Source organism: Sedimentitalea sp. (genome assembly GCF_039973035.1).
Lineage (GTDB): Bacteria > Pseudomonadota > Alphaproteobacteria > Rhodobacterales > Rhodobacteraceae > Sedimentitalea.
In genome coordinates this window covers 31,145-50,534 of the sequence record NZ_JBDWLR010000051.1, presented here as the reverse complement: position 1 = coordinate 50,534, position 19,390 = coordinate 31,145, and the positions used below count along the sequence as shown (strand labels likewise).

General features: G+C 60.7%; 4 protein-coding genes. All 4 read left to right on the top strand.

All coding sequences use genetic code 11. The features are described from left to right. Positions 1 to 5: 5 nt before the first annotated feature. The 4 genes from ABJO75_RS12610 (at position 6) to ABJO75_RS12595 (ending at position 19,385) form a co-directional block, all read left to right on the top strand. Positions 6 to 1,346, top strand: a complete 1,341-nt coding sequence (locus ABJO75_RS12610; RefSeq protein ID WP_348123919.1) for an MmgE/PrpD family protein — start codon at positions 6 to 8, stop codon at positions 1,344 to 1,346. Further along, positions 1,343 to 2,113: a crotonase/enoyl-CoA hydratase family protein gene (locus tag ABJO75_RS12605; RefSeq protein ID WP_348123918.1), complete on the top strand. Its 771-nt coding sequence runs from the start codon at positions 1,343 to 1,345 to the stop codon at positions 2,111 to 2,113. The genes ABJO75_RS12610 and ABJO75_RS12605 overlap by 4 nt, the downstream gene beginning before the upstream one ends. Positions 2,114 to 2,435: 322 nt before the next feature. Continuing rightward, a complete protein-coding gene (locus ABJO75_RS12600; protein WP_348123916.1) occupies positions 2,436 to 9,758 on the top strand; it encodes a SpvB/TcaC N-terminal domain-containing protein in 7,323 nt (2,440 codons plus the stop codon). 42 nt (positions 9,759 to 9,800) lie between these two features. Further along, entirely contained in the window at positions 9,801 to 19,385 is a 9,585-nt protein-coding gene (locus tag ABJO75_RS12595) for a neuraminidase-like domain-containing protein (protein WP_348123914.1), read from the top strand. Positions 19,386 to 19,390: the final 5 nt, after the last annotated feature.

Sequence of the window (19,390 nt, the reverse complement as noted above, 5' to 3'; positions counted from 1 at the left end):
GAACAATGGGCACCACGTTTTCAGATTTTCTCCACGACACCAAGTATGATGATCTGCCCGAGGAGGTCCGGGCCTTTGCCCGGCGCTGGCTGCTTGATCTGGTCGGAGTGGCAGCGGGAGGCAGTCAGACCGGACTATCTCGGATCATCCGGGATCACGCCGCATCGCAATTTGGCGCCGGTGGGAAATCGGCCCGCATGTTGTTTGACGGCCGCACCGTCAGCCCCGCGGGCGCGGCGCTCGCAGGCGGCATGACCATAGACGCCCTTGATGGCCATGACGGGCACAAGTTGACCAAAGGCCACGTGGGCTGCGGAGTTTTCCCCGCGCTTCTCGCTATGTCAGAGGCCGAAAATCAGACTGATGGTGCCGAGTTTCTGACTGCGCTGGCAGTCGGCTACGAGATCGGTACGAGGGCAGGGCTCGCGTTGCATCGCACCGCAAGTGACTATCACACGACCGGGGCCTGGATCGCGGTGGCGTGTGCGGCGCTTGGCGCGCGTGTTCTGGGGCTGGATGCCACCCGGACCCGCGAGGCAATCGGGATTGCCGAATACCACGGCCCGCGCAGCCAGATGATGCGCTGCATAGACCACCCGACCATGGTCAAGGATGGCTCCGGTTGGGGCGCGATGACCGGCGTGTCGGCGGCGTATCTTGCGGCAGACGGGTTCACTGGGGCGCCCGCGATCACGGTTGAAGGGGATGACGTTTCTGACCTCTGGTCCGACGTCGGGATTAAATGGCGCATTTTCGAACAGTATTACAAACCCCATCCTGTCTGCCGTTGGGCGCAACCCCCACTGCGCGCTGTTCTGGACTTGCGCGCAAGACACAACCTGACCTCGGATCAGGTTGAGCGCATCGAGGTCACGACTTTTCATCAATCGCTTCGTCTGGCTGTGCGTTGCCCGCGCACAACCGAAGAAGCACAATATTCTACGTCGTTCCCCACCGCAGTGGCCATGGTCCGGGGTGATGTCGGCCCCGACGATGTCGCCCAAGGGGCGCTCTCTGATCCCGAGATCCTGCGCCTGTCGGAAAGTATGATCGTGACCGAAAGCGATGCCTATAATGCCGCGTTTCCGGGCAATCGCATTGCCCATGTGTCGCTGGTGCTGAAAGATGGCCGACGGCTGACCTCTGATCCGACCGAAGCCAGCGGCGACCCTGAGACCCCAGCATCGTTGCAAGACGTACGAGAAAAATATTATGCATGGGCAAGCCCGGTGATTGGCGCCGCGCGAACCAAGGCGATTTCCAAAGCCATCGACGCGCTTGGCACGGGTGCTGACAATACGCTGCCTGATCTCATTCTCGCACCTGCAGAGGGACCTGATACATGAACGATCCCGTTCTCTACGAAACGCGCGGCGCGGTCGCCATCCTGACACTGAACCGCCCGGAGCAGCGCAATTCGGTCAACATCGATCTGACCCACGCCTTGCGCGCTGCGCTGGCCCGGTTGGAGGCCGACGAAACGGTGCGCGTCGCGATCCTGACTGGGGCGGGCAATGTGTTCTGCGCGGGTATGGATCTGAAGGCGTTTCTTGACGGCGATGGCGAAACCATCCTTTCGGGCGAAGGGCGATTTGCAGGGTTTGTACAGGCCAAGCGCACCAAACCAATAATAGCAGCCGTCAACGGACCCGCGCTGGCCGGTGGATGCGAACTGGCGCTCGCCTGCGATCTGATCGTCGCCAGCGAAACAGCGTTTTTTGGTCTGCCTGAGCCCGGCGTCGGTATTTTTGCCGGTGCTGGTGGTCCATTCCGACTGGCGCGGAAAATCCCGCTCGGCAAGGCGATGGAGCTTGTCCTCACCGGTGACCGGCTGTCGGCACAGGACGCCCATGCGTATGGCATGGTCAATGACCTCTCTGCACCTGACAAGGTTCTGGATGCGGCGGTATCGCTTGCCGAGCGGATCATCAGAAACGCCCCGCTTTCGGTTTCGGCATCGCTCGAACTGATGCGCGCCGCGAGCCAAGAGGCGGAACAGAACCTCTGGGCGATGAATGATCGCCTTTGGACTGACGTGGTGGCGTCCGATGATGCGCGTGAGGGGCCCAGTGCCTTTATCGAAAAGCGCGCACCTCAATGGAATGGGCGCTAGACGCCTGTACCGTTCGGTTCCCGAGCAATTTCCAGATTAGGCGCGCTAACGGATTCAGCCGGCCATATTCCGCCCGGTGAGGACCTCCGCGTGACGTATGTTGGACAACGTGGGGTGGCGTTTCAGCTTTGAGAGAAATTGTGGTATCGTTTGGCAGGTTCGCCAGCGATGACCGACCAGATTTTATGCAGATTGATTCTGGAGGACCCGCACCGCCGTGACCGGCCAAGCCGGTCGTCGGGATTGGTGATACGTAATCCTGCCGCCGCTGCGGGATCGTGGGGACCGAAATCCTCGCACAATGATCAGGAGGAACGGAGCCGTGTCCGAAACCCGCCCTGTGTCCACTCCGATGGAGGCCAGCGCCGAGGCATCCCAATTAGCCTTGCCTGAAACAACCCTTCCACAAGGCGGTGGTGCGATCCGGGGGCTCGACGAGCGGTTCGCAGTCAATGGCGCGAACGGAACCGCCACCTTTACTGTGCCCTTGCCGGTGTCTCCTGCGCGTGGTGGTGAACCTGCGCTGACGCTGAGCTACAGTTCGGCGGCGGGAAACGGCCCTTTTGGGTTGGGGTGGAGCGTCGATATCCCTTCGATCTCGCGCCGGACCGATCGTGGACTGCCGCAGTATCGGGATGCAGAAGATAGCGACACATATGTGATCTCGGGGCTTGAGGATCTGGTGCCCGCGCGAGATGGGGCGGGATCGTTGATCGAAACGACGCGCGCCGACGAGACGGGTCAGGCCCATCGGGTCCGACGTTATCGGCCGCGCATCGAAGGGTCGTTTTCACGGATCGAGCGTTGGCAGGATCTGTCAAACGGAATTCTGCACTGGCGGGTCACGACGCGCGACAATGTGACTTCGGTTTACGGTGCGGGGCCAGAATCCCGGCTCGCTGACCCCGAGGCACCTGCCCGCATCTTTCGTTGGATGTGCGAGCGGCGTTATGATGATCGTGGCAACCTGACGCTCTATGAATTCAAGGCAGAGGATCGCGACGGTGTCGCGGAAACGCCCGCCGAATTGCATCGCCTCAGCGGCGCAAGCACTGTGGCGCAGATTTACCCCAAGCGTATCCTTTATGGGAACCGCACGCCCTACACGCCGGGTGATCCGTTGCCGGACGAAACAGGGTTCCGCTTTCAGACAGTGTTCGACTATGGTGAGCATGACGACGCGGTGTTCGATGATATGGGCGGGGGTCAGCTCGGCTATGCCGCCGATCCACAACCGGGCGATGGCGGCACGTGGGAAGCGCGACCCGACAGGTTCTCGGCGTGTCGCAGTGGCTTTGATATCCGGACGTATCGCCGATGCCGGAGGGTGATGCTGTTTCACGCCTTTGATACGCCTGAACTCGTGCGGTCGGTCGATCTTGAGTATGACGACGCATCCGGTCTTTCGCAGCTGATCCGTGCCACGACACGCGGCTACATCCGCGACGGGGCGGGCTATACGGCGCGCGCGATGCCGTCGCTGTCGTTTGAGTATGCGACCCATGCCTGGCAGAATGAGGTTCGCGCGCTTGGCCCTCGTGATATCGCCGGTCTGCGCGCGGGGCTTGCGGATGACGCACGGCTGTTCATCGACCTCTATGCCGAGGGTTTGCCCGGTATGTTGACCCGTTCGGACAGCACCTGGCACTTTGCGCGCAATCGGGGCGGTGGGCAGTTCGGGCCACAGGAAGCCGTTGATCCTTTGCCCGCGCTGGCGACGGGGGCCAGCAACCTGATCGATCTCGGCGGTGACGGTCGCCAGAGGCTCGCAAGCCGCGATACCTGCCCGCGTGGTCAATACACGTTGGAACAGGATGAAACCTGGACCGCGTTTGCCCACATACCGCACGCGGTCAATCGATCTGCGGATACGCCCGACGCTCGCCCTGTCGATCTGACCGGCGACGGGCGACCTGATTTGCTGATCACCGAAGGCGAGAGCCTGGTTTGGTACGAAAGCAGGGGCGCCGATGGCCACGCACCTGCGCGAGTCGTGGACCTCTTGGATGACGAGGCGCGCAATCCTCGGGTGGTGTTTTCGGACCCCGAACAGTCGGTGCTGCTGGCTGACATGACCGGCGACGGGCTCAGCGACATCGTGCGGGTGCGCAACGGATCGATCAGCTATTGGCCCAACTGCGGTTATGGACGGTTTGGGCTGCGCGTGGACATGGCCGACGCACCATTGCTTGACGCGCCCGACCGGTTCGACCCGTCACGCCTCAGACTGGCCGATATCGACGGCACCGGCCCTGCGGACCTGATCTATTTGACCGACCGCGCGCAGATCTGGCGCAACCTCTGGGGCAATGGCTGGACAGAGGCCCCGATCGAGATTGCTGGTCTGCCGCATCATGCTGATGCCCGTATCGAAACGGCGGATATTTACGGGCAGGGAACGACCTGTCTTGTCTGGTCTTCGGGCCTGCCTGCGGATGCTGCTGCGCCGCTGCGCGTGGTTGACCTGATGGGCGGGCGCAAGCCGTATCTGATGACAGGATATAGCAACGGATCAGGCGCCGAAGTTGCGGTCGAGTATCGTCATTCCACGGCCTATTACCTCGCCGACCGGGCCGAGGGCCGACCATGGCTGACCAAGTTGCCATTCCCGGTTCATCTCGTTTCGCGGGTGGAAACCCGCGATCTGGTGGCGGAAACTGCGCGGGTTGAAACGTTTTCCTATCACCATGGTCATTACGACACGGTCGAGCGAGAGTTTCGTGGATTTGCGCGGGTCGACCGGCGCGACTCCGAGACGGCGCGCCACTTTACCGCCACCGATGGCGGCGAAACAGAGCCCGACCCACTGGATCAGGCCCCTGTTCTGACCCGCACCTGGTATCACACCGGAGATGGCCCGGATGCGCGGCACCTGCCACGGGGTCTGCAATCCGAGTACTTTCGTGATCCCACCCATCCCGAGCCATCCCTGCCGCCTATCGATCTGCCTGCAACCCTTGATGCCGAGACCGCGCGCGAGGCGGCGCGTGCGCTGAAAGGCAAGACGCTGCGCGAGGAGGTTTTTGCCGAGGACGGCGCGCCCCGCGCAGCGATCCCGTTGACCATTGCCAACACCCGCCATCGGGTAACCCGCGTGCAGGATCGGGCCGACAATACGCCGTCGGTGGTGTTCGCGACGGTGGCTGAGACTTTGACCCTGCATGTGGAGCAGGGGCTTTCAGAGCCACGCCTGTCGCATACCCTAACGCTGGCAGAAGACACATTGGGCAATCCGGTGCGCACCGCGAACGTGGTCTATCCGCGCACCAATGCCGACCCCGCCATTCCTGCGCAAGCCCGAGCCGAGCAGGCAAGGCTGCGCATCACTAGTCAATCCACGACCTACTCCAATGAAATCGATACGCCCACTGCCTATCGTCTGCCCGTCGCCGTCGAGGAGCGGAGTTTTGAGATCGGGGGGATAGCGCCAACCGGAGAGCTTTTCGAATTGAGGGCGCTTGACGCAGCCATCAGCGGCGCTGCGGGCATACCCTTCGAAGCCTCGCTATCGGGCGCGCCTGAACGCCGAATGATTTCCGCCATGCGAACCGAGTTTTGGGATGAGACGGGTACAGTCGCATTGTCTTTTGGTTCCATCGCGGCCCGGGTGCTGGCGCGCCGCAGCCTTGCATTGGCCTTCACGCCCGGTTTGTTGAGCGAGGTCTACGGGACCGATGTTGACGCGGCGGCGATGGCGACTGCGGGCTATGAAAACATTGATGGAGAGTGGTGGCGCCCGACCTCTGTTGTCCACTATGGTCCGTTCTTTCAACCGGTCTCGGTCGAGACGCCGTTTGGCGATGTGGCCAGTCTGACACGCGATGCGGACGCGCTGTTGGTTGAGAGCCGCACCGATTTTGTCGGCAACGTGTCGCAGTTCATCAACGACACGCGCACCTTGTCGCCTGTCGAGAAGATCTCGCCCAATCTCAATCGCACGCAGTTCCGCACCGACGAGTTGGGTTTTGTGATCGCGACCGCGCGACTTGGCAAGGGGACCGAGGGCGATACGCTGGCGGACCCGACCGTGCGCCACAGCTATGACCTTGGGGTGTTTTCGGGGTCCGGTCGCCCCAATTTCGTGCGCACTGAAACAAAAGAACGCCATGGGCCGGGCAGCCCGATACGTGTCAGCATCGAATACACCAACGGTGCGGGTGGCGTGCAAATGACCAAGCGCGAGGCCGAACCGGGGCTTGCACGCGTGCGGACCCCCGGTGGCGTGGTCGAGATCGACACAACCCCTGCACTGCGATGGGTGGCTTCGGGTCGGATTGTGCAGAATAACAAGGGCAACCCAGTCAAGGCCTATGAGCCCTATTTTTCGCCTAGTCCGGAGTATGAGACCGAGTTGGATTTAGTTGAGGTTGGTGTCACCGCGCTTAGGCATTACGATGCTTTGGGCCGCGAAATCCGGACAGACTATCCCGACGGGACGCTTGAGCGGGTCAGCTTTACGCCGTGGCTGGTGGTGCGTCACGATCGCAACGACACGGTGCTCGACAGTGACTGGTACGCCGCACGGGGTGCACCCGATCCGGCGCTTGATCCCGAACCGACCCTCCCGGAGACACGGGCGGCGTGGCTCGCCGCCGCACATGCCGATACACCCACGCGCGAGCATTTTGACACCTTGGGCCGGTCGGTGGCGACGGAAACCGATCCCGGTGGCGGCACAACGCAGACGGTGCGCACAGTCATCGACATTTCGGGGCGCAGTCGCGAGGTGATTGATGCGCGCGGCAATTCGGTCATGCGTTACGTGTTTTCGATTACTGGAGAACGCGTCGCCCAAAACGGCCCTGACAGCGGCGCGCGGCGGCTGTTTCCGGATGTTCTTGGCCGGGTCGTTCTGGGCTGGGACAGTCGGGGGCACAGGACACGGACTGAGTATGACGCCCTTGATCGACCTATTCAAAGCTGGCTCAGCGTTGGTGGTGGTGCCGAGGTTCTGGTCTCGCGGCTGGAGCATGGCGATGGCCCGGATGCCCCTGCCGATGCAGAGGCGCGCAACCTTCGAACACGGCTCTATCGCCGGTTTGATCAGGCCGGGCTGCTAGCGCACGAGGCATTTGATTTCAACGGCAACCTGACACGCATGGCGCGTAGGTTGGTTTCGGCAACGACTGGTATCAGCGACTATGACCTGCCTGACCCCGAGACCCCGCTTGAGACCGAGATTTTCATCAGCGAAACCGTCTATGATGCGCTTTCGCGCCCGGTGCGGATCAGCACCCCTGCCAGCGCGGGTATGTCCGCATCGGTGATCACACCAAGCTATAACGAAGCCCGGGTGCTTGATGGTATCGCGCTTGCGGTGCGCGGTGGCCCGAGCCAGCCGCAGATTAACAACATCGATTATGATGCACATGGCAGGCGCATGGCGGTCGATTATGCCAATGGCACAAGAACCGAGCAGATTTTCGATCCGGAAACCTTTCGGCTGACGCGTTTGTTAACGCTGCGGGCGACGACGCCGTTGCAGGACCTGAGCTATACCTATGATCCAGTCGGCAATGTCACCGAGATCAGCGATGCCGCACAGGCAGATGTCTATTTCGCCGGTGCGGTCGTGGGCGCGCAAAGACAATTCCGGTACACGCCTCTCTATCGGCTGGCGCAGGCGACGGGTCGCGAGCATGTCGGATTGAACCGCCCGCCGGGACCAGAGGACCCCACGCGGAGCGGCCTTGCACATCCCGGCGATGGCGTCGCCTTGCGCAGTTACGTGCAGGGTTATGATTACGATCTGGCGGGCAATATTTTGGAGATCGTGCATCGCGCGGGTGTCGGGGCCTTTGCCGAGCAGTGGCGACAGACCGCTACATACGCGGGCGGGTCCAATCAGCTGATCGACACCACCGCCGCTGGGATCACCGAGAGCTTTTCCCATGACAGTCATGGCAACATGGCGTTGCCGCATCTCGACCTTACGGAATGGGACCAGAACGACCGCCTGCGCCGAGTGGTGCGCGGGACAGCCGAGGCGCATTATACCTATGATGCCGATGGTGTACGTGTCCGCAAGACCGAGATCCGCGGCGCGGTTCGAGAAGAGCGCCTTTATCTTGGTGGGTTCGAGCTCTTCCGCCGCCATAGCGGCACAGGGCTCGTGATCGAGCGTGAAACGGTGCACCTGATGGATGGTGAAAGCCGCTTTGCACTGGCCGAGACGGCAACGATCGATACGACTGCCCCCGCCGGGGTCGGGCTTACGTTGATGCGCCATCAGTATCACGACCATATCGGTTCGGCCGCGTTGGAGCTTGACGAGGCCGGGGCGGTGATTTCCTACGAGGAGTACTATCCCTTTGGTGCGACCGCCTACCAGGCAGGGCGCGATGCGACCGAAACCCGGCGCAAGACCTATCGCTATGTCGGCACCGAACAGGATGATATCACCGGCCTCTACCACATGGGGGCGCGATACTATGCGCCGTGGCTGGGCCGCTGGACGGCGAGTGATCCCGCTGGGCTGGTCGATGGTCCCAACCTGTACCGCTATGCACGCAACAACCCGATGCGGATGAGCGACCGGCAGGGCACGGATCCCGATGACGAGGTCGAAGTGGGGCCGCTGCGGCTCAGGAATATCCGCATTGATGTGTCCGGCGGGGTCGGGACGACGCCGGGCGGGATTCCGATGTTCCTGCCGCCGCGCCCCGGTCCCCGATTGCAATTCTCTGGTTCGCTCAGCCTGGCCCCGATGCCGCCGTCGCTGCCGATGGATGTGCCATCGCCGGATGCAATGCCGCCACCGCGTTCTGACGAAGCGGATGGCGAAGGTGACACCGACAGCGGCACCCCGGTGCGCGCCGAGGCGACGGCGGTCATCTCATCGGATGCTGATTCCGGCACGATCACCGCCAGCACCGAGGCCTTTGGCCTCGTGGGCACCATAGGTTCCGGGGTCTGGGCTTCGCTGCACGCGACGGGCACCTTTACCGCGCCAACACCTGACAGTCCTTCGATCGATCCCTATCTCTTTGCCCGTCACGCGACCGGGCAGGGGCGGTTCTTTGGTTCGGTGCAAGTCCCGGGTCTGACGCTTGGCACCTACTCCGGTGATTTCACGCTCAGGCCTTATGGCCAGTTCGGCTTCAACGCGGAGATCGGGACCATCGGAAACATTGCGCGCCTCAATCTTGATGGGTCGGGGCAACTGCGCGAGGGCGGTGTGGATCTGGAAGCAACCGGGCAGCTGCGCCTCTTTGGCTATCCGCAGCTGCGTCTTAATGTCGAAGGCTCGATCGAAAGCACGGGTGACTACAGCTTTACCGGCGGTGCACAGGGGCTGATCTTTCCGACCCCGCTGCCCATTCCCACAACCTATGCCTTTGGCAGCTTTAGCGCGTCATCCGGCGAGGGCTTTTCAGGACAGGCGCATCTGATCGGGCTTGGCCCGCTGATCCCGTTTCCGGATATTACCGATCCGGCGCCACTGCCAGCGGCGGCGCGGGATCTCATCAATCCACCGGCGGGTCCTTCGATCCGGCCACTGGTTCTCGGTTACGGATTCTTTGACTACCGCCGTGGCCGTTTCAGCGGCGTTTCGGTGGGCGGTGTTCTGTTTGAAGACACTCGCGAGGGTGGCAATCCCATTGGCGTTCCCGGCATCGGCGGTTCCGCCGTGGTCGCATTTTAAAGGCGCAGATCAGTGCGCAACTAGCAACAGGAGGTCGCTCCCATGCCTTTGACAGGTTCGCTGACCATAGGAATGCGCGGCGAGACGGTCGCGCAACTGCAAAAGGCGCTGCGCGCGCTCAACTTGCGTGTCGAGGATCGCGAAGGGATTTTTGGCGACAGCACTCGCCGTGCGGTCCTTGATTTTCAGCGGCGGCACCAGCTTCTCGCGACTGGCAGCTTCAACCCGTCTGATCTGGCTGCGCTTGTCACGGCATTGGGCGATGATCCATTTCGGGCGCTTGATCCCAACCCGGACAGGCCCGACCCCAACGATCCAAGGGAACCTGTACCCAACCCGCCCCGTACCGACGGTTCTGCGTTGATCGTGACCGGCTTGATCCTGCATCCCGATGGCAAACCGATCCGCAGTGCGGTCGTGGCGGGTGTGGCCAAGGGGATCGTGGCCGCAGATGACAAGGATATCGGGTCGGCGCGAACGGATGCCGAGGGGCGATACACATTCAAGGCCGAAGTGGAGGCCGGCAGTATTGATCTGGTGGTCGAAGTGCGGCCCCCTCGCGGCAATGGCCGCGTCACCCGATCGCCATTGATCATCGGGGCGACCGGCAATCGGACGGTGGATTTGGTGGTCAATGCGCCTGACGCATACCCGGCCCAGAACGAGTATGACGAAGTTGCTCGAAAGCTGGAGCCACTGATCGATGGCGTAAATGATCCGTCACAGCTCGACATCGATTCTGTCTCGATGTTGCATGCGAAAACGGGGATTTCGCCGGTACGCATCTCGCACTTCCTTAAGTCACAGGCGTTTGCCCGAGATGGCGGGGCCGATGCGCAGGTCTATTACGGTCTCTTCCGGGCGAACCTTCCGGCGAATGGTCCGGCGCTGGCGGCCATGGATGACAAAGTACTGAAGCGGGCCATCCGCACCGCGTCGGAGGCTGGTGTCATCACGTCCAAGATCGCTGATGCGGGCGAAAAGATCGACGAACTGGTCAAATCCGTGAACGCCGCCGAGGTCAAGACGATCCTTGATCAACCTGACCTGAAGAACGGCGTGCCGTCCTTTGCCACCTTTGTCGGGCTGACCGGGTTGGGCCGGGATGGCAGTCAAAGGTTCGTGGAACTGGTTCAGAGCCATACCGGTAAAGCCGAGGAATTCTGGAAGAAGCTTGAGGCAGATCCCCAAATCGGTCGCAGGGGCCGCACCCAGATCGAGACCACCGCGCGACTGAACGTGCTTACCCTTGGCAACACCGCCCTGACAAAGAAGCTATCCGAGCGCCTGTCCGGCGATGATGATGCAGACCCGCTTTCTCCGTTGGTGTCGCTGACCCGCAAGGATTGGGAGGCGTTGGTAGAAGGGTTGGGGCAGAGCAGTCTGCCGCCCGGGTTCGCGGTGAGTGGCGACAGAAAACCCCAAGCGGTCTATGCGCAGATGATGGCGCGGATGATCGAGGATGCCTATCCGACGCAGACCTTTGCTGCACGCCTGCGTGAAACGGATTTTGACGGCGCCGACAGGGTAGCGCGTTTTCTGCAGGCAAATCCTGACTTTGATTTGTCTTCAAAATCGGTGCGGACTTTTGCCGCTGAACAAAATGTCGAAATCGAGGACAAGACCCGCGCCGCGCTGGAGGGCGTACAGCGCATATTCGCGCTCGCGCCTCGGTTTGAGCGCAATGATATCATGCAGCCTATCCTTGAGCGCGGGCTGACCTCGGCCTATCAAATCCGTGCGATGGGCGAGACACAGTTCATGCGCAGCTTTTCTGAACCACTTGGCGAAACCACGGCCCGCATGGTCTTTGAAGGCGCGCAGTCAAAGACCGCGCTCGCCACCACACTTTTTGGTCGCTACGGCGCGGGTTTCAACAATATCGCGATGAACGTTCTGCCAGCCTGGAACATCCCGGCAATTCTGAGCGAGCTGGCAGCCGCCTTTCCGACGGTTGACGAGGCCACATGGGAAGGACTGTTCGGTAACATCGATTTCTGCGCCTGCGAGCATTGCAATTCGGTCTACAGCCCGGCGGCCTACATGGTCGCGATCTTGAAGTTCCTGCGCGATCGCGGCCTCTTGTCCGAACTCAATTCCCGCCGAGGAGAAATCGGCGCGATGCACCTGACCTGTGACAACACCAATGTTACCCTGCCATACGTTGATCTGGTCAACGAGATCCTCGAAGGGTTCCTGACTGGCACACCTGCCGCACACAGCACCACTGGTGATGTGCGCGACCTGCGCGTGCATCCGGAGCATATCAACGCAGATGCCTATTCGCTGCTGGAAAGCGAGGTCTATCCCTGGTCTTTGCCGTTTTCGCTCTGGACGAAAGAAGCGCGCAGTTATCTTGGCCCGCTTGACACCACGCGGACCGAACTGCTTGATGCGTTCAATGCGGTGCCGCGCACGGATCGCAACCCGACGGATCGGCTTGCGGTGGCCATCGAGCATCTCGGACTGACGGAAACCGAGCGTGATCTCGTGCTGGATGATACGTTCACCGCATCCCATTGGGATGGCGTGTCGCTTGGCAATCTGCGCACGGTCCAGACGCTGATTGATACGGCCCGGATCGAGTTTCAGGACCTGCGCCAAATGCTCGACAGCCGTTTTGTCAATCCCGCCGGGTCCCTGCAGATCCAATATGCAGTGGGTGAAGGTATTGATGCCGAGATCAGCTGCAACCTGTCGACGGCGCGTATCGAGGATCTTGAAACCGACGATTTGAACCGGATCGAACGTTTCACCCGGCTTCGGAACAAGCTGGGCTGGTCAGTGCATGATCTTGATGTCGCGCTCGCGGCAACCGGTGGTGTGCTGGACGCGGATGCGCTGGTGACGCTGTCAGACCTGAAATGGCTGCACGAGACCTACGGAACGGATCTGAGCGTGCTTTCAAGCTGGATCGCCGATCTCGATACACGCGACTGGCTGGACGATACCGACAAGACCCACGTATCCACCTATGCCGGGCTGTTCCTCAATCGGACCATTGGTTCGGCAGAGGATCTTGCGCCCTTCGAACTGGGCGCGTTGGGGGCAGGGGATTTGGGCGATCACGAGGCCGCAATTCTTGCCGCCCTACGGATCATTACGGCCGAGGAACTGTCACAGATCCGCGATCGGCGGCTTGCGGACAGCACCTCGTCATTGGCCAATCTTTCCGAATTGCACCGCATCGCGACGATGAAGCGCGCGATGGGGGTTTCGGTTGACGATCTGCTGGACTTGCTGGACCTGTCCGGGCTTGACCCGTTTGGTCCGGGTCGTCTCGATCAGGCGCGGCGGCTGAAGGAACGGCTCGATCTGGCCGACAACACCGGCTTTGAAATTGCCGAGCTGACCTATCTATTCCGCGACGTTCACCAACCGTCTGCGATTTTCGTGCCCACTGACAGTCAGATCACGGTGTTTCTGCAATCTCTCCGCACCGGGTTGGGCCAGGTGCACGAGGCTTACCGGATTCAGCCCGACCCGACGGGCGAGATTACCGGCCAGATGCTGGCAAGCGTGGTTGATGCGGTCGATTTGCCCACGGTCCTTGCCCTGATTGATCTGACTGCTGACCCGGCCGATTTGCCAGCGGATCCGACGGCAAGCCTCGATCAGGCGTTCACTCCATTCATCGCGGATGTACCGACGCGGGCAGGCATCATCGCTCGGCTTGTTGAGGATACCGATCCGGGCTTTCTGACACCTGAGACAGAGAGGGCCGAACGCTTTGGCCTGGTACTGGGCGCCCTTGCGCCGTTTCTTGAGCGAATTGCCAGCGAGGCGCTGGTCAAGACCAGCTTTGCCGGTCTTTTGGGCCTGTCCGAAGCGGCGGGCGATAGGTTGCTCAGCCTGATGCAGTCGACTGCTGATGCGGCGCAACCGGCGAGTACAGTGTTCCTTGATCCAGCCTTTTCCCAAGCGGAAACCGAGATCGCCGCGACCGCCAATCCCGATCAGTTTGCCATGGCCCGGCGTCTGCTGAAGGCCGGGTTGATCGTGCAAAAGCTGGAAATTCCGACCGAAGATCTTGAAGATCTGTTTGCCACAGCCGCGTCATTCGGCTGGATTGATTTCAACAACCTACCATTGACCGAGGCAGCGGGTGCAACCGGTTTTGCGGCTTGGGTCAACACCGCCAACCTCTATGCGATGACTGACCGTGCGCCAGCGGCTGAAACCTCGCTGCTGCCGCTGGTTCTGCAAGCTGACGCCGGAACCGGTGCCGGCAGTCTTGCAGCCTTCTTGGACGCTCTGCATACCCGCCTCGGCTGGCCGCGTGCAGAAATCGAGGCCTTCGTGGAACCCGCCCATTTCGACCTGAGTGATCTTGATGCAGATTGGCAGGGTCTCGCGGCGCTGAACAACCTCCTGCGGTTGGAAGATGCCTTTGGACTGCTGGGCAAACTCGGCGTCGCGCCTGCGATGGCGTGGACATGGACGGATACCAATGTTTCTCGCGAGATTGCGACCAGCATCAAACAGGCCGCCCGCGCCAAGTATCAGCCAATTCAGTGGTATGACGTGGCAGAACCGGCGCGCGACCGGCTGCGCGATCGTCAGCGTGCAGCCCTTGTCGAGGCCGCGATTGGACGGCTGAATTCGCCCCAGATCCGAGACAGCGAGGATCTTTACAACCATTTCCTGATGGATGTGGAAATGAAGCCCTGCTTTCAGACCTCGCGGATCGTGTTCGCGACCGGCGCGATCCAGACCTTTGTGCAGCGCGTGCTGATGAACCTCGAAGATGGCGCGTCATTGTCCAACGCGGACGCGGAACAGTGGAAGTGGATGAAGAACTATCGCGTCTGGGAAGCCAACGTGAAGGTGTTCATCACGCCCGAGAACTGGATCGAGCCGGAATTGCGGCTCGACAAGTCGCCGTTCTTTCAGGCGCTTGAGGACACGCTATTGCAAGGCGATGTCACGCTTGAAACAGCCGAATTGGCCTATCAGGAGTATCTGGAAAAACTCGACGAAGTTGCCAAGCTACAGGTCGTCGGCGTCTGGCGCGAAAATGACACCAAGACCCTACACGTGATCGGGCGGACGGCGTCCAAACCCAACAAATATTTCTATCGCCGTTGGGAGGAGTCTCGGCGTTGGACGCCGTGGGAAGAGATCCCGGTCGAGATCGAGGCCGAAGTTGTCCAGCCGGTGATCTACAATCGCAGGCTCTATATCTTTTGGTTCGTGACGCTGGTGAAGGCCGACGAAGAGGTGCCCGCGCCTGATACCGGCCAGAAACCCAACCGTTACATGGAAATCAAGCTGGCGTGGAGCCAGTACCGGCAGCGTAAATGGTCTGGCAAGCGGCTGACCGACATCGCCGTCAGGACCACGCGCTCGCGGTATGACAACGTGATCAATGTCAAACAGGAATATTGGCGGCCAACCCCGGTCATCAAGCCAAACGGAGATCTGCTGATCGCGGTTCAGGTGACGCTTGGCAGCTTTGCCGCTTGGTTAGACAGCAACTTTCTGGACGGCTTGACAGCATTTCGCTTTGTTCATGATGGGGATATCTCGCTCGACCGCTATGATAGCGCAGATACTCACCAGTTGCCTTTTGTCGCTAGGGATAATGTCTATCCTGTCGGGTTCGCTGAGCGAGCAGAGGGAGGAACGGCGCTCAGGCTCAGGGGCTATAACGGGACCTATCAGACCGTGCTGGACGACGCGCCGCATGACTTCCGGCTGACCACGCCCCTGCAATACACCCACTGGACTTCGGCGGCGCCGTTGTTCTTTGAGGACAAATACCGATCCTATGTCATCGTGCCTCGGCACGTTTTCGGACATACGCCCAGCTTTGTGGGTGATCTGACCATGGAAGTCCGACCGGAAATCTTCATGGAACTTGAGGATTTTGTCCGTGTGAACGACATCATCAACGGTGGCGTCATCGGGCCCTTGCCTGACCCCGATCCGGTTTTCGGGCCAGATATGCGAATTCAAGGTGCCGTCAATCCGGCCCGCGACCGGTTGCCGGGTATCGGTGGTGCAGATCCGGACCCCACCCAGATGGATGCGAGCGTGCGTGCGATGGGGCAGGTGGTCGGCACCGCGCAACCGTTGCTGGTTCACGATATGGCAACTCCGGTCTTTGGCGGTGACGTGGATGTGGATCTGATGACGGTCCGGCCTGATTTTCAAGGCGGGGCGAACCAGCTTTTCGCGCTGATGTCTGACGATGGGCCTGCGCCTGTCACCCCGGCGACAAGGCTTTTGCGCGGCGACAGCGGTTCCGAGAACTTCACCATCGCAGCGGGCGAGATGGCGCTTGCGGCGGGGGTGATGAACATGGCCGTATTCCCCGGCATCTGGACGTTCCTGCCGCAGAAATACCTGCATACCAAGTATCGTTTCATCAATTTCCACCAACCTTATGTCCCGATGCTGGTGCGCCAGCTCAATCGTTACGGGGTCGCAGGGGTGCTGAACCCGCGCGAAGGTGGCCCGGCAGACAGTCTGCGCCGGCAGCAGACTCGCGAAGCATCAAACCAGGAATTCGACGATATCTACGAACCCGGCCAGCGGCTTGATACCTCCAACCTGCCAGTCGAACAGTTTGATTTTGAATATGGTTCGCCCATGTCGGTCTATAATTGGGAACTGTTCTTCCACATTCCCTTCATGATCGCGAACCACCTGAGTCAGAACCTGCGCTTTGAGGACGCGCAGGCGTGGTATCACTTTATCTTTGACCCCACCGACAATTCTGACGTGCCACTCGCGATGAACCCTTATCGGTTCTGGAAGGTGAAGCCCTTTTACGAAAACACCGATATCCGCACGGTCGAAGAGATGCTGAAGCTGCTGTCATCATCTGACCCGGACGAACTGGCCGCGCGGCGTGACCTCGAAGATCAGATCAAGGACTGGCGCAAGAACCCGTTCCAGCCGCACCGCATCGCCGAGCAACGCCCTGTCGCCTATCAAAAGGCGATCGTGATGAAATACCTCGACAATCTCATCGACTGGGCGGATCAGTTATTCCGGCAGGATACCCGCGAGAGCGTGCGCGAGGCGACACAGATCTATGTGCTGGCCTCGGGCATACTGGGCAAGGCGCCAAACAAGATACCTGCGCCCGAAGGCACCAAGACCATTGGCGGCAATCCGGTGCAGAGCTTCAATGATCTTGCACCACATCTCAATGATCTCGACAATGCCCTCATCATGCTCGAAACCGTTCTGCCTCCGGCAGAGGTGCCGGGTTCCGATCCTGCTGGAGGGCTGGGTGTTGCGACCGAGTTTGTCGCGCCGGGCATCGATGATGGCGGTTCCGGTCCCGGTTTCGGCGGCCCGGACGGGCTGACAACCGGCGAAGAACCCGGAGATCCGCCCGCGCCGGAAATCGTGGGGTCGACGCTGTTCTTTTGTGTTCCTCCGAACCCTAAGCTGTTGGGATATTGGGATACGGTCGCTGACCGGTTGTTCAAAATCCGCCACTGCCTGAATATCGAAGGTGTCGAACGTCAACTTGCGCTCTTTTCACCACCAATTGATCCGGGGCTTTTGGTGCGGGCCACGGCGGCAGGTCTCGATCTGGGTTCGGTACTCTCCGATCTGGGCGCGCCGCGCCCGCATTATCGCTTCCAATCAATGCTGCGCACGGCGTTCGATCTGACGGCAGACGTCAAGGCCTTGGGGCAGGCGCTGCTTACCGCGCTTGAAAAGCGTGACGGCGAAGATTTGGCGCTATTGCGGCAGCGCCATGAAGAGGTTGTGCTGAAATCCGTGCGTGCCGTGCGCAAGCTTCGGATCGACGAGGCCAAAGAAGCGCTGTCGGGATTGAAGAAAAACCTTGAAGGGATCCAATTCCGCAAGACATTTCACGAAACCCGGAATCCGCGCATTCCTAACGAGACTTTGCATATGTCGCAGCTTGAGTTGGCCGACACGTTTGACGAAGTCAGCCGGGCGACCTCGCTTGTCGCATCCGCGCTTGCCGCGATCCCCGAGTTTGATGTGGGTGCCGAAGGCGGGTTTTCCTCGCCCACTGCAAAAGTCCAGTTTGGCGGTGCGAACCTGTCCAAGGCAGCGTCGTTGGCGTCGCAAATCCTTGCTGGTGTGGCCTCTTCTACACGCAGCAATGCGCAACGCGCCTCGATCCGCGCGACCTATGATCGCCGGCAGGAAGAATGGGACTTTGCCGCAGCACAGGCTGGGTTTGACGTGCAGAACATGGAAATCCAGATTGCTGCGGCCGAAGTGCGCCTTGCGGTCGCCGAGCGTGAACTGGAAAATCAGGAACAGCAGATCGAGCAAAGCCAGGAAATCCACCGGTTCATGCGCGACAAGTTCACCAACCGCGACCTTTACAGTTGGATGGTGACACAGGTTTCGGGCCTGTATTTCCAGACCTATCAACTCGCCTATGACCTTGCCAAACGGGCCGAGCGGGCATTCCAGCATGAATTGGCCGACAGTGATGCAAGCTTTGTCGGATTCGGTCACTGGACCGGGCTGCGCAAGGGGCTAGTGGCCGGTGAAAAACTACAGCTTGATCTGCGGCGCATGGAGACCGCCTATCGCGAACAGAACAGGCGCGAATTCGAGCTGACACGCCATTGCTCGTTGACCCAGATCGATCCCGCGGCGTTGATACAGCTACGCCAGACCGGGCGGTGCGAGTTCGAGGTGCCCGAGGCGTTCTTTAACCTCGATCACCCGTCACACTACCTGCGCCGGATTAAGTCGGTTGGGGTGACGGTGCCTTGCGTCACTGGTCCCTACTCCGGCGTGAACGCGACGTTGACGCTCTTGCAGAACCGCATCCGGCGTAATTCGGTGAATGCCGATCAACCCTATACCGGGCCGGATGATGCGAATTTCATCGTCAACACCGGTGGGATTCAATCGGTTGCGATCAGTTCGGGCCGTGATGATGCCGGATTATTCCAGCTCAGCTATCAGGACGAACGCTATCTGCCCTTTGAAGGGGCCGGTGCGGTTTCCCGCTGGCGGATCGAACTGGCAGATCCGTTCCGGGGCTTTGACTATGACAGCATCTCAGATGTGGTTCTCAAGATCGCCTACACTGCGCGTGAAGGGGGACAGGCGGTTGCTGCCCCGGTCATCGCGGCGCTTGATACGCGATTGGGCGAGATCGTGAATGCCACCGCCGCCACCGGTCTGCATCGCCTGTTCCAGCTCCGTCGGGATTTTGGCACGGTGCTGCATCATTTCCTGCATCCTGCCGGCGCAAACGACCATGCCGCCAGCTTTGACCTGTCAGTCGATCACCTGCCTTATGTGTTCCGTGGGCGGACCATCGACATCGACAACGTGACACTGGTGTTGGAGTTGACCGAACCGGCCTTGCATGAAAATGGTGCTCCACTTGCCCTGACGCTGCAACGTGCGGGCGGGGCGACACAGGCGCAGGATCTGGTTACGGCTGGCACGGCCTTTGGCGGATTGCCTCATGCGGAATTCACCAACACGCTGGGCACGCTGTCGACCGCCGAGACCTGGAACCTGAGCACCACTGCCTCAGCCGTTGCGGCCCTGCCCACCGCACTTAGAACAACGGTGGATGTGAGCGGCACCGATGTGCCACGGATCCGTGCCGATCTGGTAAAAGATATCGCCATCCTGATGCATTATACGGTCAGCTGAGCAGC

Coding starts and splice junctions, on each gene's coding strand:
- ABJO75_RS12610 (WP_348123919.1), top strand. CDS start 6: ATGGGCACCACGTTTTCAGATTTTCTCCACGACACCAAGTATGATGAT.
- ABJO75_RS12605 (WP_348123918.1), top strand. CDS start 1,343: ATGAACGATCCCGTTCTCTACGAAACGCGCGGCGCGGTCGCCATCCTG.
- ABJO75_RS12595 (WP_348123914.1), top strand. CDS start 9,801: ATGCCTTTGACAGGTTCGCTGACCATAGGAATGCGCGGCGAGACGGTC.